Origin of the sequence: Streptomyces sp. NPDC020807 (genome assembly GCF_040641575.1) — a bacterium.
Classification (GTDB): domain Bacteria; phylum Actinomycetota; class Actinomycetes; order Streptomycetales; family Streptomycetaceae; genus Streptomyces.
The window spans coordinates 1-15,730 of sequence record NZ_JBFADU010000032.1 but is presented as its reverse complement, the minus strand read 5'-3'; the positions used below and the strand labels follow the sequence as shown (position 1 = coordinate 15,730).

Annotated in this window: 13 protein-coding genes; 7 read left to right on the top strand and 6 right to left on the bottom strand. The window is 72.4% G+C overall.

The features are described from left to right. Positions 1 to 71: 71 nt before the first annotated feature. A complete protein-coding gene (gene thpR / locus AB0G79_RS30195; protein ID WP_360812024.1) occupies positions 72 to 626 on the bottom strand; it encodes an RNA 2',3'-cyclic phosphodiesterase in 555 nt (184 codons plus the stop codon). A 385-nt stretch (positions 627 to 1,011) separates the two neighbouring features. On the opposite strand from thpR, the gene AB0G79_RS30190 reads away from it, so the two are divergent. From AB0G79_RS30190 to AB0G79_RS30180, 3 genes are all read left to right on the top strand, one after another. After that, positions 1,012 to 3,414, top strand: coding sequence for a collagenase (locus AB0G79_RS30190; RefSeq protein ID WP_360812022.1), 2,403 nt, complete (start codon positions 1,012 to 1,014; stop codon positions 3,412 to 3,414). Between the two features lie 82 nt (positions 3,415 to 3,496). Further along, positions 3,497 to 4,477 (top strand): proline racemase family protein, encoded by a 981-nt coding sequence (locus AB0G79_RS30185; RefSeq protein ID WP_360812020.1) that lies wholly within the window; start codon positions 3,497 to 3,499, stop codon positions 4,475 to 4,477. After that, positions 4,474 to 5,409 carry an ornithine cyclodeaminase family protein gene (locus tag AB0G79_RS30180; protein WP_360812018.1) on the top strand — a complete coding sequence of 312 codons (936 nt, stop codon included), beginning with the start codon at positions 4,474 to 4,476 and terminating at the stop codon, positions 5,407 to 5,409. The genes AB0G79_RS30185 and AB0G79_RS30180 overlap by 4 nt, the downstream gene beginning before the upstream one ends. A 117-nt stretch (positions 5,410 to 5,526) precedes the next feature. Here the strand turns inward: AB0G79_RS30180 and AB0G79_RS30175 are convergent, their stop codons facing one another. Genes AB0G79_RS30175 through AB0G79_RS30155 form a run of 5 tightly spaced genes read right to left on the bottom strand, consistent with a single transcriptional unit; the run spans position 5,527 to position 11,291 of the window. Further along, positions 5,527 to 6,540, bottom strand: a complete 1,014-nt coding sequence (locus tag AB0G79_RS30175) for an oligopeptide/dipeptide ABC transporter ATP-binding protein (protein WP_360812016.1) — start codon at positions 6,538 to 6,540, stop codon at positions 5,527 to 5,529. After that, positions 6,537 to 7,610: an ABC transporter ATP-binding protein gene (locus tag AB0G79_RS30170; RefSeq protein ID WP_360812014.1), complete on the bottom strand. Its 1,074-nt coding sequence runs from the start codon at positions 7,608 to 7,610 to the stop codon at positions 6,537 to 6,539. The genes AB0G79_RS30175 and AB0G79_RS30170 overlap by 4 nt, the downstream gene beginning before the upstream one ends. Beyond that, positions 7,610 to 8,596 carry an ABC transporter permease gene (locus AB0G79_RS30165; RefSeq protein WP_360812012.1) on the bottom strand — a complete coding sequence of 329 codons (987 nt, stop codon included), beginning with the start codon at positions 8,594 to 8,596 and terminating at the stop codon, positions 7,610 to 7,612. Before AB0G79_RS30165 ends, AB0G79_RS30170 begins: the two co-directional genes overlap by 1 nt. Then, complete coding sequence (locus tag AB0G79_RS30160; protein ID WP_360812010.1) at positions 8,593 to 9,528, bottom strand: ABC transporter permease; 936 nt, start codon at positions 9,526 to 9,528, stop codon at positions 8,593 to 8,595. The genes AB0G79_RS30165 and AB0G79_RS30160 overlap by 4 nt, the downstream gene beginning before the upstream one ends. A gap of 20 nt (positions 9,529 to 9,548) precedes the next feature. Next, the gene (locus tag AB0G79_RS30155; RefSeq protein WP_360812008.1) at positions 9,549 to 11,291 is read right to left on the bottom strand and encodes an ABC transporter substrate-binding protein; all 1,743 of its coding nucleotides are present in this window, start codon (positions 11,289 to 11,291) and stop codon (positions 9,549 to 9,551) included. Positions 11,292 to 11,492: 201 nt separating this feature from the next. On the opposite strand from AB0G79_RS30155, the gene AB0G79_RS30150 reads away from it, so the two are divergent. From AB0G79_RS30150 to AB0G79_RS30135, 4 genes are all read left to right on the top strand, one after another. Beyond that, positions 11,493 to 12,668: an FAD-binding oxidoreductase gene (locus AB0G79_RS30150; RefSeq protein ID WP_360812007.1), complete on the top strand. Its 1,176-nt coding sequence runs from the start codon at positions 11,493 to 11,495 to the stop codon at positions 12,666 to 12,668. A 97-nt stretch (positions 12,669 to 12,765) separates the two neighbouring features. Then, complete coding sequence (locus AB0G79_RS30145) at positions 12,766 to 13,083, top strand: (2Fe-2S)-binding protein (protein WP_360812005.1); 318 nt, start codon at positions 12,766 to 12,768, stop codon at positions 13,081 to 13,083. Next, positions 13,064 to 14,551 carry an NAD(P)/FAD-dependent oxidoreductase gene (locus tag AB0G79_RS30140; RefSeq protein WP_360812003.1) on the top strand — a complete coding sequence of 496 codons (1,488 nt, stop codon included), beginning with the start codon at positions 13,064 to 13,066 and terminating at the stop codon, positions 14,549 to 14,551. The genes AB0G79_RS30145 and AB0G79_RS30140 overlap by 20 nt, the downstream gene beginning before the upstream one ends. A gap of 117 nt (positions 14,552 to 14,668) precedes the next feature. After that, positions 14,669 to 15,577 carry a dihydrodipicolinate synthase family protein gene (locus AB0G79_RS30135; protein ID WP_360812127.1) on the top strand — a complete coding sequence of 303 codons (909 nt, stop codon included), beginning with the start codon at positions 14,669 to 14,671 and terminating at the stop codon, positions 15,575 to 15,577. Positions 15,578 to 15,730 lie beyond the last annotated feature (153 nt).

The following is a 15,730-nucleotide window of genomic DNA, read 5'->3' as shown; positions in this document are numbered from 1 at the left end:
TCGACGGTCGGAAACCTCGACGGTCGGAAACCTCGACGGTCGGAAACCTCGACGGTCGGCACCCTCGCCCGTCAGGAGCCCTCGAACGGCCAGGAGGCGATGTCGCGGTAGCGGATCGGCGCCGGGCCGCGGCCGTAGTTGCTGCCCACCAGGTGGAGGCGTTCGGTCGGCCAGGGCCGGCCCGAGAACGTCGAGAGCCGCTCGGCGACCGTCAGCACGCTCGTCGGGTCGTCGCGCCGGGCCCGGGCCAGGGTCAGGTGGGGGCGGAGGGTGCGCTCCTGGAAGGCGATGCCGCACTCCCTGACCAGCGCCCGAACCTCGGTGGCGAGCTCCCGCAGGCCGTCGACGTCTCCGTCGATCCCGCTCCACAGCACCCGGTCGTCGAACTGCCCGCCGCCGCGCAGAGCCAGTTCGAGCGGCTTCCGGGTGGCGGCCAGGCGCGCGAGCGGAGCCCGTAGCAGAGGCGGGGCCGTCACCGGGAGCTCGCCGAGGAACGCCAGGGTGATGTGCCAGTCCTCGATGCGGTTCCACCGCATACGGGGGTACGCGGCGTACGCCGGGCCCAGCTCCTGGGCCAGTTCGTCCTTCGCCTCGTCGGGCGGGGCGAGCGCGATGAACACGCGCACGGTGTCGGCGCCAGTCGCGCCCGCCGTCCCAGTCGCGCCCGCCGTCCCAGTCGCGCCAGTCGTCCCCGTCGCTCCCGGCGTACCCGTCGGCTCAGTCATCTCTTCCGTACCCCGCGTACCCCGCTCGGCTGTCTCCTGTGGGGGAGCCTATGCCGTCGGTCCACCCCTGTTTCTCGTGGGGCGCATGGGCCGCTGACCTGCCTGGATCGGAACTGCTCGGAACTGGTCCTGTTCAAGGCCTTGTCAGTGCAATTTCACATTACTATGTTACAGCGCACACGGTGTGACGATCCACGGTCACACGCCGTCCACACCGGGGCCTGGCCAGCTCCGATCCCCGCAGCTCCCCCCAACCGCAGGAGTTCCGTTGTTCCTCCACCGACGTGTGCGTTCTTCCCTGCTTGCCTCAGCCATCGCGGTCACCCTCCTCGCCTCCGCCGGCCAGACCGCCGTCTCCGCCGCCACCGACAGCCAGGCCGCCGAGAACCAGACCGCTGACGACCGGGCCGCCGGCAACAAGGCCGCCGCAGGCCCGGAGGTCGAGGGCGACCACGCCCACGGCGAGAACCCCTTCGACGAGGTCGAGCGCTTCGCCAGCGCGAGCGCGGCCGCCGCCGAGCAGTCCGGCTCCCTGCCCGCCCCCGGCGGTCTCGAGGCCGGCCGCATACCCGGCCTGGTCACGACCGGCTCCGGCGCCGCCGGAGACACCGGCACCGAGGCCACCGACGGCGCCGACGCCGACACCGCGGTCACCGCCGCGGGCGTGCCCTGCACGCTGACCGGCGTCACCGGCCTGGGCCCCGAGCAGTTCGCCGACTTCCTCGCCGACCCCGCGGTCACCGCCGACGGCTGTCTCCGGAACATCCTCTGGACCTGGGACGCCCGCCTCGCGCCCGTCATGTCCGACGCCCACGTCCAGGCCGTCGCCCGCCGCATCACGAGCCTCGCCCCCTCCCACAACGGCACCAACTCCTCGCACCTGGAGGAGATGTTCACGTACCTGCACGCCGTCATCTACCACGACTTCTCGCGCACCGAGATCGACACCACCGACGCGACGACCACCGCCGCGATCACCCAGGCCGTCACCGCCTTCGGCAACGCCGCCCGCACCTTCGACGTCACCAAGGCCAACGCGACCACCCTCCGCGAGGCCCTCTACGCCGCCAGCGGCCCCGGACTGCGCCACAGCCAGCTCGGCCTGATCAAGCGCGTCCTCGCGACCATGGACCCGTCGCACCCCGCGACCAACCTCGACGCCTCCTGGGCCGGGGCCGCGCTCGCCGCGCTCTCCACCAACTACCTCGGCGTCTACACCGGCAACAACGACTCCGCCTTCCACGCGGCCGTCGCCGCCGACCCCTCCTACCGCGCCGCCTTCCGCGCCTTCGCGGGCTACGGCCACCTGAAGGGCACCGTCAACGACTGGGTCGCCCGCGACGCCCTCAACGAGTACGGCCGCTTCGGCCAGGTCGACGTCCTCAAGTCGGGGATCGTCGCCGACCTCGGCCCCGTCCTCAACCTGGCCATCAGCACCTTCGGCAGCGACACCCCGCAGTGGGGCAAGGTCGTCGGGTGGCTCAACTTCTTCGAGGTGTGCAAGCCGTACGGCGTCTGCAAGTCGGACATCGCGGCGCGGATCCTGCCGTACACCTACTCGTACGACAACGGGGCCATCAAGGTCCGCACGGCCCTCGACCGGGCCACCGTCGACCAGCTCTACTACGCGAGCAAGCAGGTCAAGGCCCAGTTCCACCGCGTCATCGGCACCGAGCAGCCCCTCGCCGGGGACACCAACTCCACCCTGAACATCGTCCTGTACGCGACCCGCGCCGGCTACGAGATCTACCACCCGATCCTCACGGGCTACGACACCAACAACGGCGGCATCTACATCGAGAACGGCGCCACGTTCTACACGTACCAGCGCCGCGTCCCGCAGGACTCCAGCCTCACCCTCGAAGAGCTCTTCCGCCACGAGTACGTCCACTACCTCAACGGCCGGTTCGCCGTCCCCGGCACCTTCGGCCAGGGTCCCTGGTACACCGGCGACCGCACCACCGCCATGGACGAGGGCACCGCCGAGTTCTTCGACGGCTCCACGCGTGACAACGGCATCGCCGTCCGCAAGTCCCTCGTCCGCGGCATCATCGACGACACCTCGCGCGGCGGCCCCCGCATGAGCGTCAACCAGCTCCTGCGCGCCACCTACAGCGGTGACGGCTTCCGCTTCTACAACTACGCGGGCACCTTCTTCGAGTTCCTCTGGACCGAGCGCCCCTCGCTGCTCCGCGAGATGTACACCCACCTGCGGAACAACGACGTCGCCGGCTACGACGCCTGGCGCACCCGCCTCGGCTCCGACGCCGGACTGCAGCAGTCCTACGACCGCTTCCTCGACGCGCAGATCGCCAAGGTCGACACCCTCTACGTGCCCAACACCACCTACACGCAGAACGGTTACCTGCGCGACTCGGAGGTCGGCGCCGTCCGCACCGCCTTCGCCAACGCCACCCAGAACACCCCCGACTGCTTCGAGGCCGGCGAGTACGGCAAGCGCCGCTTCGTCTGTACGGGCCGGATCACCGCCAACCTCGCCGACGCGAACAGCGCCGACAAGGTCTTCAAGGACATGTCCGAGACGGTCGACTACTTCATCCTCGACCGCGCCGGTGCCGTGTCCAACAACCTCGCCGACATGAACTGTTCCTTCGGTGCCGTCGACATCTGGCCCAGCCGGGTCGCCGGCACCTCCAACTACACCTGCGAGGGCCCGCTCCGCAGCTGACCCGCCCCCTGTCCGGGTCGGCCCCTCGACACGGGGGAGGGGCCGACCCGGCTTCACCGTTCCCTACTGAAGGAAGTCCTTCGTGAGCACCACGCCATCCACCGCCCGCGCCCTGCCGCGTACCGTCCGCACCACCGACTACCACGCCGCGGGTGAACCCTTCCGGATCGTCGACGAGGGCCTGCCCCCGATCCCCGGCGACACCGTCGCGGAACGGCGTGCCCTCGCGCTCCGGCGCGGCCCCCTCGACGACGTCCGCCGTCTCCTGGTCCAGGAGCCGCGCGGACATTCCGGCATGTACGGCGGCTTCATCGTCCCGGCCGACGACGACGGCGCCCACTTCGGCGTGCTGTTCTGGCACAAGGACGGCTACTCCACCGCCTGCGGTCACGGCACCATGGCCCTCGGCGCCTGGGCCGTCGACACCGGACGCGTCGTCGCGCCCGACGACGGCGACGTCGCCGTCCGCATCGACGTCCCCTCCGGCCGCGTCACCGCCACCGTCCACCGCGCCGGAGGCCGTACCACCGGCGTCACCTTCCGCAACGTGCCCACCAGCGTCGTCGCGCGCAAGATCGCCGTCACGACCTCCTTCGGCACGGTCGAGGTCGACATCGCCGACTCCGGCGCCGTCTACGTCACCGTCCCCGCGCGGGACCTCGGCCTCGACACCTCCAAGGCCTCCCTGCCCGAACTCGTCCGCGCCGGACGCGAGATCCGCGCCGCGTTCCCCGAGCACGACGTCTACGGCGTCATCCTCTACGACGAGCTCCCCGACACCCCCGCGGGCCCGCACCAGCGCAACGTCACCGTCTTCGCCGACGGCCAGATCGACCGCTCGCCCTGCGGCTCCGGCACCTCCGCCCGGCTCGCCCTGCTCGGCGAGGACGGCCGCCTCGACGGCGGAGCCGTCCTCACCCACGAGTCCGTCGCCGACACCGTCTTCCACGGACGGCTGCTGGAAGGCGGCGTCACCGAGGTCACCGGCTCCACCCACCACACCGGCAGCCACACCTTCGTCCTCGACGCCCACGACGACCTGGGCACGGGATTCCTCCTGTGACCGAGGTGCTCCACATCAACGCGTCGGCCATGACCCGCGTCCTCACCCCGGGCGCGACCGCCACGGTCCTCGCCGAGGTCCTGCTCTCCGGCTTCGACCCCGAGGCCGCTCCGCACCGGACCTCCGTCCACGTCCCGGCCGGTGAACTCCTCCTCATGCCCGCGGCCTTCGGCCCCCTCGCCGGAGTGAAGATCGCGGGCGTCGCCCCCGGCAACGCGGCCCTCGGCCTGCCCCGCATCACCGGCTCCTACCTGCTCCTCGACGGGGCGAACCTCCAGCCCCTCGCCCTGCTGGACGGCGCCGCCCTCACCGAGCTGCGGACCCCCGCCGTCTCCGCCCTGGCCGTCCACCACCTCACGCCGGAAGGCCAACCCCTGCGCATGGTGCTCTTCGGCACCGGCCCGCAGGCCTACGGGCACCTGGAGGCCGTCCTCGCGGTCCGCCAGGTCTCCGAGGTGGTCGTCGTCGGACGCAACGAGGTCGGTGCGCGGGCCCTCGCCGGGTACGCGCGCACGCTCGGCGTCGAGGCCCGCGCGGGCCTGCCCGAGGACGTCGCCAAGGCGGACCTCGTCGTCTGCTGCACGACGGCCCGGGAGCCGCTCTTCGACGGCCGCCTCGTAGCCCCCGGCGCCACCGTCGTCGCCGTCGGCTCGCACGAGCCGGACGCCCGGGAGACCGACACCGCGCTCGTCTCCCGCGCCGACGTGTACGTGGAGTCGCGCGCCGCCGCCCTCCGCGAGGCCGGCGACCTGCTCGTCCCGATCGCGGAGGGGGCGATCGGCGCCGACCACGTCGCGGGCACGCTCGCGGACCTGGTCCGCGGCCGTCGCGCGCCCTCGGCGGACCGTCCGATGTTCTTCAAGAGCGTCGGCATGGCCTGGGAGGACCTGGCCGTCGCCGGAGCCCTCTACCAGGCCGTTCGCAAGGCCTGAGCACGACCGGTCCGGGCCCCACCGGTCCGGGCCCCAGCGGTCCGAGCATCACCGGTCCGAGGACCACGCAGAACGCCCCGGCCCCGCTTCGGCGGGACCGGGGCGTTCCACGTGTGCTCAGCCGGCCTCGGGGAAGTGGCAGGCGACCTGCCGCGCCTCACCCGGCGAGGCGATCCGCAGCAGCGGCGCCTCCGTCCGGCAGATGTCCTGCGCCTTCGGACAGCGCGGGTGGAAGGTGCAGCCCGGCGGCGGAGCGGCCGGGCTCGGGGGGTCCCCGAGGAGCGTGATCCGCTCCCGTGCCCGCTCCGCCGCCGGGTCGGGCAGCGGTACGGCGGAGAGCAGCGCGCGCGTGTAGGGATGGGCGGGAGCCGCGTACACCCGCTCCTTCACGCCGATCTCCACGATCCGGCCGAGGTACATGACGGCGACCCGGTCGCAGACCCGCTTGACCACCGACAGGTCGTGGGCGATGAAGAGGTACGCGAGCCCCAGCTCGCGCTGGAGCCGTTCCATCAGGTTGACGATCTGGGCCTGGACGGAGACGTCGAGCGCGGAGACCGGCTCGTCCGCGACGACGAGCTTCGGGTTCGTGGCGAGGGACCGCGCGATGCCGATGCGCTGGGCCTGGCCGCCGGAGAACTCGTGCGGATAGCGGTCGATGTGCTCGGGGATGAGACCGACGAGGTCCATCAGTTCGACGGCCCGCTTGCGGGCGTCGGCCGCCGAACTGCCCTGCACCATCAGCGGGTCGGAGATGATCCTGGCCACGGTCTGGCGCGGGTTGAGGGAGGAGTGCGGGTCCTGGAAGACCATCTGGAGGTCGCGGCGGAGCGGCTTGAGCTCGCGCTGGGACAGATGGCTGATGTCCCGGCCGCCGAAGGTGACGGAGCCGGCGGTCGGCTCCAGGAGCCGCACGATCATGCGACCGGTCGTCGACTTGCCGCAGCCGGACTCGCCGACGAGGCCGAGGGTCTCCCCGGCCGCGACGTCGAAGCCGACGCCGTCGACGGCCTTGACCGGCGCGGAGCGGGACCGACCGGGGAAGGTCATCGTCAGGTCGCGGACCCGGAGCAGCGGCGCGGGCGGGGCTTCCGTCGCCGGGCCCGTGGTCTCGGTGGTGGTCGTGGTCATGAGGCGGCGCCTTCGTGGGCGGGGGAAGCGGGCGAAGCGGGGGCGGGGAGGGAGGCGGGGAACGACGGGAAGTGGCAGGCGGCCGGGTGCCCGGCCGGACCGTCGAGCCGCGGCCGTTCGGTGGCGCATCGGGCGCGTTCCTCCTCGGTGCCGGCGGCGGCCCGCGCGCAGCGGGGGGCGAACGCGCAGCCGGGCGCCGGGTCGAGCAGGGACGGCGGGCTGCCGGGGATCGCCCGGAGCGGCGCGTCGTCGTCATCGTCGAGCCGGGGCAGCGAGTCGAGCAGACCCCGGGTGTAGGGGTGGGCGGGAGCGGCGAAGAGGCCGTCCACCGGCGCCTGTTCGGCGGCCCTTCCCCCGTACATGACGAGGACGTCGTGGGCGACCCGGGCGACCACGCCGAGATCGTGCGTGATCATGACGACGGCGAGTCCGCGCTCCTGCTGGATCCTCGCGATCAGGTCGAGGATCTGCGCCTGGACGGTGACGTCGAGCGCGGTCGTCGGCTCGTCCGCGATCAGGAGGTCGGGCTCGCAGGACAGGGCCATGGCGATCATGACGCGCTGGCGCATGCCGCCGGAGAACTGGTGCGGGTACTCCCCGGCCCTGCGGCGGGGTTCGGGGATGCCGACCTCGCCGAGGGCCTCGACGGCCCGCTCGCGGGCCACCGCGCGGCTGGAGCCGAAGTGGACCCGGTGGTGCTCGGCGATCTGCTCGCCGACGGTGTAGTACGGGTGCAGGCTGGACAGCGGATCCTGGAAGATCATCGCCATCTTCCGGCCGCGCAGGGTGTTGAGCTCGCGTTCGGGCAGGCCGACCAGCTCCCGCCCGCCGAGGGTCACGGAGCCCGTGACCTCGGCGGACGTGTGCAGGCCCATGACGGCCATCGAGGTCACGGACTTGCCGGAGCCGGACTCGCCGACGATGCCGAGGGTGCGGCCGGGCAGCACGTCGAACGCGAGGGAGTCGACGGCGCGGACGGGCCCGCGCTTCGTCGGGAAGGTGACCGTGAGGTCCCGTACGGACAGCAGGGGCTCGGGGAGCTCCCGTTCGGTCGACAGCGGCTCGGCCATCAGTACCTCACTCGCGGGTCGACGACGGCGTACAGCAGGTCGACGACCAGGTTGGCGACGACGATGAAGGTGGCGGCGAGCAGCGTGACGCCGAGGATCACCGGCTGGTCGCCGGAGGACAGGGCGCCGTAGAAGAGCCGTCCCACGCCGGGGAGTCCGAAGAGCGACTCGGTGATGACGGCGCCCGCGAGCAGGCCGCCGAGGTCCATGCCGAAGATGGTCAGGATCGGTGTCATGCCGGCGCGCAGTCCGTGCTTGACGACGACCTTGCGACGCGGGAGTCCCTTGGCGCGGGCGGTGCGGATGTACGGCTCCGCCATCGACTCGATCATCGAACTGCGGCTCTGCCGCGCGTACATGGCGGCGTACAGGATCGCGAGCGCGAGCCACGGCAGGATCAGGTTGGTCGCCCAGGCGACCGGGTCCTCGCCGAAGGAGACGTACTGCGGGTACGGGAGGAGTCCGGTGACCCGGATGAGTCCGTAGATCAGCAGCACCGAGGTGAAGTAGACGGGCAGGGAGGCGGCGGCGACCGCGCCGACCATCAGCGTCCTGTCGGTGAGGCTGTCCTTGTGCAGGGCGGCGGTGACGCCCGCGGTGAGGCCGAGGAGCAGCCAGAGCACGGCGGCGCCGAGCGCGAGGGACGCCGAGACGGGCAGTCGGTCGACGAGCAGGTCCCAGACGCTCTCGCTGTTCTCGTACGAGTAGCCGAGGCACGGGAAGTCGCAGGTCAGGGCGTACTCGCCGGTGCCCATCGTGCGGCCGGTGAAGATGCCGGTGACGAAGTCGGCGAACTGCTTCCACAGCGGCGCGTCGAGGCCCATGTTGGCCCGGATAGCCTCCAGGCGGTCAGTGCTGCACGACTTGCCGCAGGCGGCGGCCGCCGGGTCGGAGGGCAGGACGTAGAAGATGGTGAAGGTGACGGCGGCGATGGCGAGGAGGACGCCGAGGACGCCCAGGAGCCGGCGCCCGAGGTAGAGGGTCACGAGCCGCTTCCTCTCGGGTCGAGGATGTCGCGCAGCGCGTCGCCGAGGAGGGTGAACGCGAGCACGGTGAGGAAGAGGCACAGGCTCGGCACGACGAAGTACATCGGGTCCGTGTCGTAGTAGGCGACGCTCTCGGCGATCATCTGCCCCCAGGACGGGGTGGGCGGACGGACGCCGACGCCCAGGTAGCTGAGGGCCGCCTCGGTGGCGATCATCCCGGGGATGATCAGCGTGGTGTACGCGATGACGGGTCCCGCGACGCCGGGGAGGATGTCGCGGGCGAGGATCCGCCAGGGCCCCGAGCCGCCGACGCGGGCGGCGTCGACGTACTCGCGGTGCTTGAGCGACAGCGTCTGGCCGCGGACGATCCGGGCGATGCCCGGCCAGCCGAAGAGGCCGATGACGAGGGTCATGAGGAGGATCCGGTTGACGTCCCGGGCCACCGACATCATGGCCATCATGAAGATGAGGGAGGGGAAGGACATCGTGAGGTCCATCAGGCGGGAGAGCACGGTGTCCACGCGCCCGCCGAAGTAGCCGGCGGCGATGCCGGCCGCCGTCCCGGCGAGGACGACGATCGCCGTCGCCGAGAAGGCGATGACCAGGGAGACCTGCGCGCCGTGGACGACACGGGCGAACAGGTCGCGGCCGGTGACGGGCTCGACGCCGAGCCAGTGCTCGGCCGAGACGCCGCCGAGCGGACCGATCGGCTGGCCGCCGAGGTACGGGTCGACGGCGCTCTTGTCGAACTCCTCGGGCCCCCAGCCGCCGAGCCCGCCGATGAGCGGCGCGGCGACCGTCATCAGGAGGAAGACGGCGACGACGAGGAGGGAGAACTTCACGGAGGGGCGGCGACGCAGCTCGGCGCGGGCGAGCTGCCAGGGGCCGCTCCCCGCCCGGACGGGCGGGGGAGCGGTCGTGGTGGTGGTCATGGTCGTGGGTGTCCCGGTCGTCAGCGCGTGCTCTTCGACGGGTCCTTGAGACCGATCGTCGCGTAGTCGATCTGGCCGGAGAAGCCGGTGTGGCCGTAGGCGCCGGCGATGTTGGTGCCGACGAGGAGCGGCTTGCGGCGGACCAGGGCGGGCGCGGCAGGGGCCTCGGTGAGGATCTTCGCGTCGAGCTCCTGCCACGCCTTGTTGGCCTGCGCGGCGTCGGTCATGGCGGCGATCTCGTCCATCCGCTTCATCGTGGCGTCGTCACGGAAGAGGGAGTGGTTGCCCGAGTTGCCCTTCTCCTTGATGTAGCGGCCGTCGAAGAGGAAGGGGAGGAAGGTCGAGCCCGAGGGGAAGTCGGGACACCAGCCGCTGTAGACGATGTCGGTGCGGTTCTTGGTGTCGCCGATGGTGTCGTAGAAGGCACCGGGGTCGACGGTCTCGATGGTGACCTTGATCCCGGCGCGGCCGAGGGACTGCTGGATCGCCTCGCCGACGGCCTTGTCGTTGGCGGAGACGGTGACGCTGGTGGAGAAGCCCCCGGGCTTGCCGGCCTCCTTGAGGAGCTGCTTGGCCTTCTCGACGTCGCCGGAGAGCGGGATCTTGAGGGTGTCGGCCTGCTTGCCGCCGGAGAGCAGGGCGGGCATGTACGCGGTGGCCGGGTCGGTGACCGCCGGGCCGCCGGCGGCGGTCATGACGGCCTCCCGGTCCAGGGCGTGGTTGACGGCCTGGCGGACCTTCGGGTTGTCGAAGGGTGCGCGGCCGGTGTGCATCTGGACCATCTCGGTGCAGTTCTGCGACTCGGCGAGCAGGCGCGCCTTCACGTCGGGCTTGGTGAGCACCTTCGAGGCGGACTCGGGTCGCATCGCGGCCCAGGAGACGGCGGAGGCGTCGGTGCCGCCGGAGGCGATGATCCGGTCGTCGATCTGGCCGCCCTTGAGGCCCATGGTCACGACGATGCGGTCCGGGTAGGCCTTGCGGACGGTGTCGGTCGCGGGGCTCCAGTGGGAGTTGCGGACGAGGACGAGCTGCTTGTCGCGGGCGTACGTCTCGACCTTGTACGGACCCGAGGAGAAGGGCCGGTTGTCGTACTGGGGTCCCTTGTCCCGCGCCTTGGGCACGGGGCTGAAGGTCGGCAGCGTGACCGCGTACGGGAACTCGGCGAAGGGGACGCGCAGCTCGAAGACGATGGTGCGGTCGTCCGGGGTCTTCACGGAGTCGAGGTGCTTGCCCTTGGCCGGGCCCTGGTAGCCCTCGGCGCCGACGAGGTAGCGGGCCGCGTAGTCGGGGCCGCCGGGGAGGTCGGGGGAGAAGGAGCGCTCGACGTTGTACTTGACGTCCTGCGCGGTGATCGGAGTGCCGTCCTCGTACTTCAGGCCCGGCTTGAGCTTGAAGGTCCAGGTCTTGGCGCCGTTGGAGGAGACGCCGAGGTCCTCGGCGAGGTCGGTGGTGAGCTCTCCGCCCTTCGCGCCCGGCTCCGCCTTGTACGTGAGCAGGGTGCGGTAGATCAGGCGGGTGCCGAAGTCCATGTCGGGCATGACCCAGTTGCGGGCGGGGTCGAGATGGGTGAAGTCCTGGTTGGAGAGGACGTGCAGCGTGCCGCCCTTCTGCGGGGTGCCGCCGATGGCCGTGCCGTTGTTGGCGACCGCGGGGTTCTTGCGTTCCGTGGGGGAGCCGGACTTCTTGCCGTCGGAACAGCCGGTGGCGCCGAGGGCCAGGGCCGTGACGAGGGCCGTGGCCAGGGTGCACGTGCGCTTGTTCATGTGGGTCACTCCGATAGTGCAGGTCGGACAGCGGAGAGCTGGAATGTGACCGGTAACATAGTAATGTGAAATTGTACTGACAAGACGCAGCGGACTCCGTTACCCATCCGTGTCCGGAGGGTGCGCGGGCGGGTGATCGCGGAGTGGAAAGCTCCACTTCAAGGTCTTGGCATCTCCAGTGCAATGTGAAATATTACTGATGTGCCCACGAGAAAACCCTCGGATGTCATCGTCGTCGGCGCCGGCGTCGTCGGCGCGGCCTGCGCCTACTACGCCGCCCAAGCCGGCCTCTCCGTCACCGTCGTCGACCGCGGCCCCGTCGCGGGCGGCACGACGGGAGCCGGCGAAGGAAACCTCCTGGTCTCCGACAAGGAACCGGGACCCGAACTCGAGCTCGCCCGGCTCGCCGCCACCGAGTGGCGCGGACTGGCGGACCTGCTCCCGTCGCAGGTCGAGTACGAGGCCAAGGGCGGCCTCGTCGTCGCCTCGGGCGAGCTCGGGATGCAGGCCCTGCGGGAGTTCGCGGCCCGTCAGGAGAAGGCGGGCGTCACCACCCAGGAGGTCCCCGGGGACCGGCTCCATGATCTGGAGCCCCACCTCGCTCCTGGCCTCGCGGGAGGCTTCCTCTATCCGCAGGACGCCCAGGTGATGCCCGCCCAGGCCGCCGCCCAGCTGTTGCGGGCCGCCGGCGCCCGCGTCCGGCTGCGGCTGGGGGAGGAGGTCACCGGCGTGCTCACCGGCGACGCCGGCGAGATCCGCGGTGTGCGGACCGCGGCCGGTGACCTCCACGCCCCGTACGTCGTCAACGCCGCGGGGACCTGGGGAGGAGCGCTCGCCGAACTGGCGGGCGTCCCCCTTCCCGTGCTGCCCCGGCGCGGCTTCGTCCTCGTCACCGAGCCCCTGCCCCGCGTCGTCCTGCACAAGGTCTACGCCGCCGACTACGTGGCCGACGTGGCCAGTGGCTCGGCCGCGCTCCAGACCTCGGCGGTCGTCGAGGGCACCCCGGCCGGCCCCGTCCTCATCGGCGCCAGCCGCGAGCGCGTCGGCTTCGACCGGACCCTGTCCACCGAGGTCCTGCGCCGCCTCGCGCTCGGCGCCACCGCCCTCTTCCCGGTCCTCGGCACGGTCCGGGCCATCCGGACCTACCTGGGCTTCCGCCCGTACCTGCCGGACCACCTGCCGGCGATCGGGCCCGACCCCCGCGTCCCCGGGCTGCTGCACGCCTGCGGGCACGAGGGCGCCGGAATCGGACTCGCGCCCGTCACGGGACAGATCATCGCCGCCTGCGTCACCGGCGCCGAACCGCCCCTGGACATCACCCCGTTCCGCGCCGACCGGTTCAGCGAGGCCGACGCGCTCGCGGCCCGGGCCCACTGAACCCGGGGCCGTCGGGCCCGGACCCACTGAGCCGGGGGCCGTGGAGCCAGGGCTCACGCCGTACCGTCACCGTCACGCCGTCATGAGAGGAGGGCCCGTGGCCCGCCGCACCCCCGCCGACCTGGTCGGGGCCCAGCCCGACCCGCCGTTCGAGATCACCTTCGACGGCCGGAGCGTCACCGCCCTGCCCGGTCAGTCCGTCGCCGCCGCCCTCTGGGGCGCCGGCATCCTCGCCTGGCGCACCACCCGCGAGGGGGGCCGCCCCCGCGGCGCGTTCTGCGGCATCGGCCAGTGCTACGACTGCCTCGCCACCGTCAACGGCGAACCCAACCGGCGCGCCTGCCTGGTCCCCGCCCGTCCCGGCGACGCGATCACCACCCAGGAAGGCAACGGCCATGACCGCCTCGCCGTCTGACCCGCAGCGGCGGCGCGGACCGCGCGAGCCGTACGACCTCGCCGTCATCGGCGCGGGCTCCGCCGGCCTCTCCGGCGCCGTCACCGCCGCCGAACTCGGCCTCTCCGTCGCCCTCCTCGACGCCTCCACCCAGTCCGGCGGTCAGTTCTACCGCCACCCGGCACCCGCCATCGGAGCCGTACGCCCCGAAGCCCTGCACCACGACTGGTCCGCCTTCTCCGACCTCCGCACGCGCCTCGCCGCGAGCGACGTCACGCACCTGGGCGGCCACCACGTGTGGTCCACGGAGCGCGAGGCCGACGGCACCTGGACCGTGCACGCCGTCACCGGCCCCGACGGCACCGCCGAGCGGCCGGTACGCCTCCGGGCCAAGGCGCTGCTCCTCGCCACCGGCGCGTACGAGCGCCAGCTCCCGTTCCCCGGCTGGACCCTCCCCGGGGTCGTCGGCGCCGGCGGCGCCCAGGCCATGCTCAAGTCCGGCCTCGTGCTCCCCGGCCGGCGCGTCGTCGTGGCCGGCAGCGGACCCCTCCTGCTCGCCGTCGCCTCCTCGCTCTCCGCCGCCGGAGCCCGCGTCCCGGCCGTCGTCGAGGCAGCCGGATACCTGCGGTACGCCCGCAGCCCCCGCGCCCTCGTCACCAACCCGGCCAAGGCCGTCGAGGCCCTGGTCCACGGGGCCGGACTCCTCCGGCACGGCGTCCGGGTCCTGGCCCGCAGCGCCGTCACCCAGGTGCACGGCACCGACCGGGTCGAGGCCGTCACCGTCAGCCGCCTCGACCGCGACTGGCGGCCGGTGCCCGGCACGGGCCGGCGCATCCCCTGCGACGCGCTCGCCGTCGGGCACGGCCTCGTGCCGCAGATCGAACTGGCCACCGCCCTCGGCTGCGCCACCCGGCCGCTGGCCGACGGGACCCTCGGCCTCGTCCTGGACGAGCTCCAGGAGAGCTCCGTGGCCGGGCTCTGGGCCGCGGGCGAGACCGGCGGCGTGGGAGGTGCCGGTCTCGCCCGCACCGAGGGCGAACTCGCGGGCCGCGCCATCGCCGCGCGGCTCGGCGGACGGCGCACCCCCGGCGGCAGGCTCGCCGAACTCCGGCGCCGCCGCGACCGGATGCGCGCCTTCGCCGACGTCATGGCGGCCGCCCACGCCCCCGGCCCCGGCTGGGACGCGTGGCTGGAGGACGACACCGACGTCTGCCGCTGCGAGGAGGTGACCGCGGGGCGTGTGCGCGAGGCGGTCACCGACCTCGGGGCGCGCGACGCCCGGACCGTCAAGCTCCTCACCCGGGCCGGCATGGGCTGGTGCCAGGGGCGGATGTGCGGGGCCGCCGTGTCCTGCCTCGCCGCACGCGGCGGCGACCCCGTCGAACCCCCCGCCGAGCGGCGCCCGTTCGCCGTGCCCGTCTCGCTCGCGACGCTCGCCGGTCTCGACGAGCCGGACGAGGCGCGGGAAGCGGACCGGGCGGGCGAGTAGCCCGCTCAGGACCGCTCAGGACCCGCTCCAAGGACTTACCGGGGAAGAGGCCCACAAGGCCTCTTCCTTCTCCTCCTCGATAAAATGTCACACACCACAGAAAGGCTGGTCCTCGACATGACCGCCACCACCTGGAACACCGACCGCCCCTGGCGCGGCATCATGGTCGCCACCACCCTCCCCTTCAAGGAGGACCTGACGGTCGACTACGACGCCTATGCCGAGCACGTCGCCTGGCTGATCGCCAACGGTTGCGACGGCGTCGTCCCCAACGGCTCCCTCGGTGAGTACCAGACCCTCACCGACGCCGAGCGCGCCCAGGTCGTCCGTACCGCCGTCGCCGCCGCCGGTGACGGTGCCCGTGTCATGCCCGGCGTCGCCGCCTACGGCTCCGCCGAGTCGCGCCGCTGGGCCGAGCAGGCCGCCGAGGCCGGTGCCGGCTCCGTCCTGCTCCTGCCCCCGAACGCCTACCGCGCCGACGCCGACGCCGTCCGTGCCCACTACGCCGAGGTCGCCGGCGTGGGCATCCCGATCGTCGCGTACAACAACCCGATCGACACCAAGGTCGACCTCACCCCCCAGATCCTGGCGAACCTCCACGCCGACGGCTCCATCGTCGCCGTCAAGGAGTTCAGCGGCGACGTCCGCCGCGCCTACGAGATCGCCGAGCTCGCCCCCGAGCTCGACCTCCTCATCGGCGCCGACGACGTCCTCTTGGAGCTGGCCGTCGCCGGCGCGGTCGGCTGGATCGCCGGCTACCCGAACGCCTTCCCGACCACCTGCGCCGAGCTCTACCACGCGGCCGTCGCGGGCGACCTGGAGACGGCCCTGCCGCTCTACAAGTCCCTGCACTCCCTGCTCCGCTGGGACTCCAAGACCGAGTTCGTCCAGTCCATCAAGCTCTCCATGGACATCGCCGGACGCCAGGGCGGCCCGACCCGCGCCCCGCGCTTCCCGCTCACCGGCGCGATCGAGTCCGGCGTCCGCGTCGCCACCGAGAAGGCCGTGGCCGAGGGCCACCGCTGACGGACGGACCCAGGGACGGCCCGCCCCGCGGGCCCGTCACCCCCCCGATTCACCGAAAGGACGTCCGTGCGTACGCGTCATGTCTTCCACGCCGTCGATTCGCACACCGAGGGCATGCCCACGCGCGTGATCACCGGTGGTGTCGGGGTGATC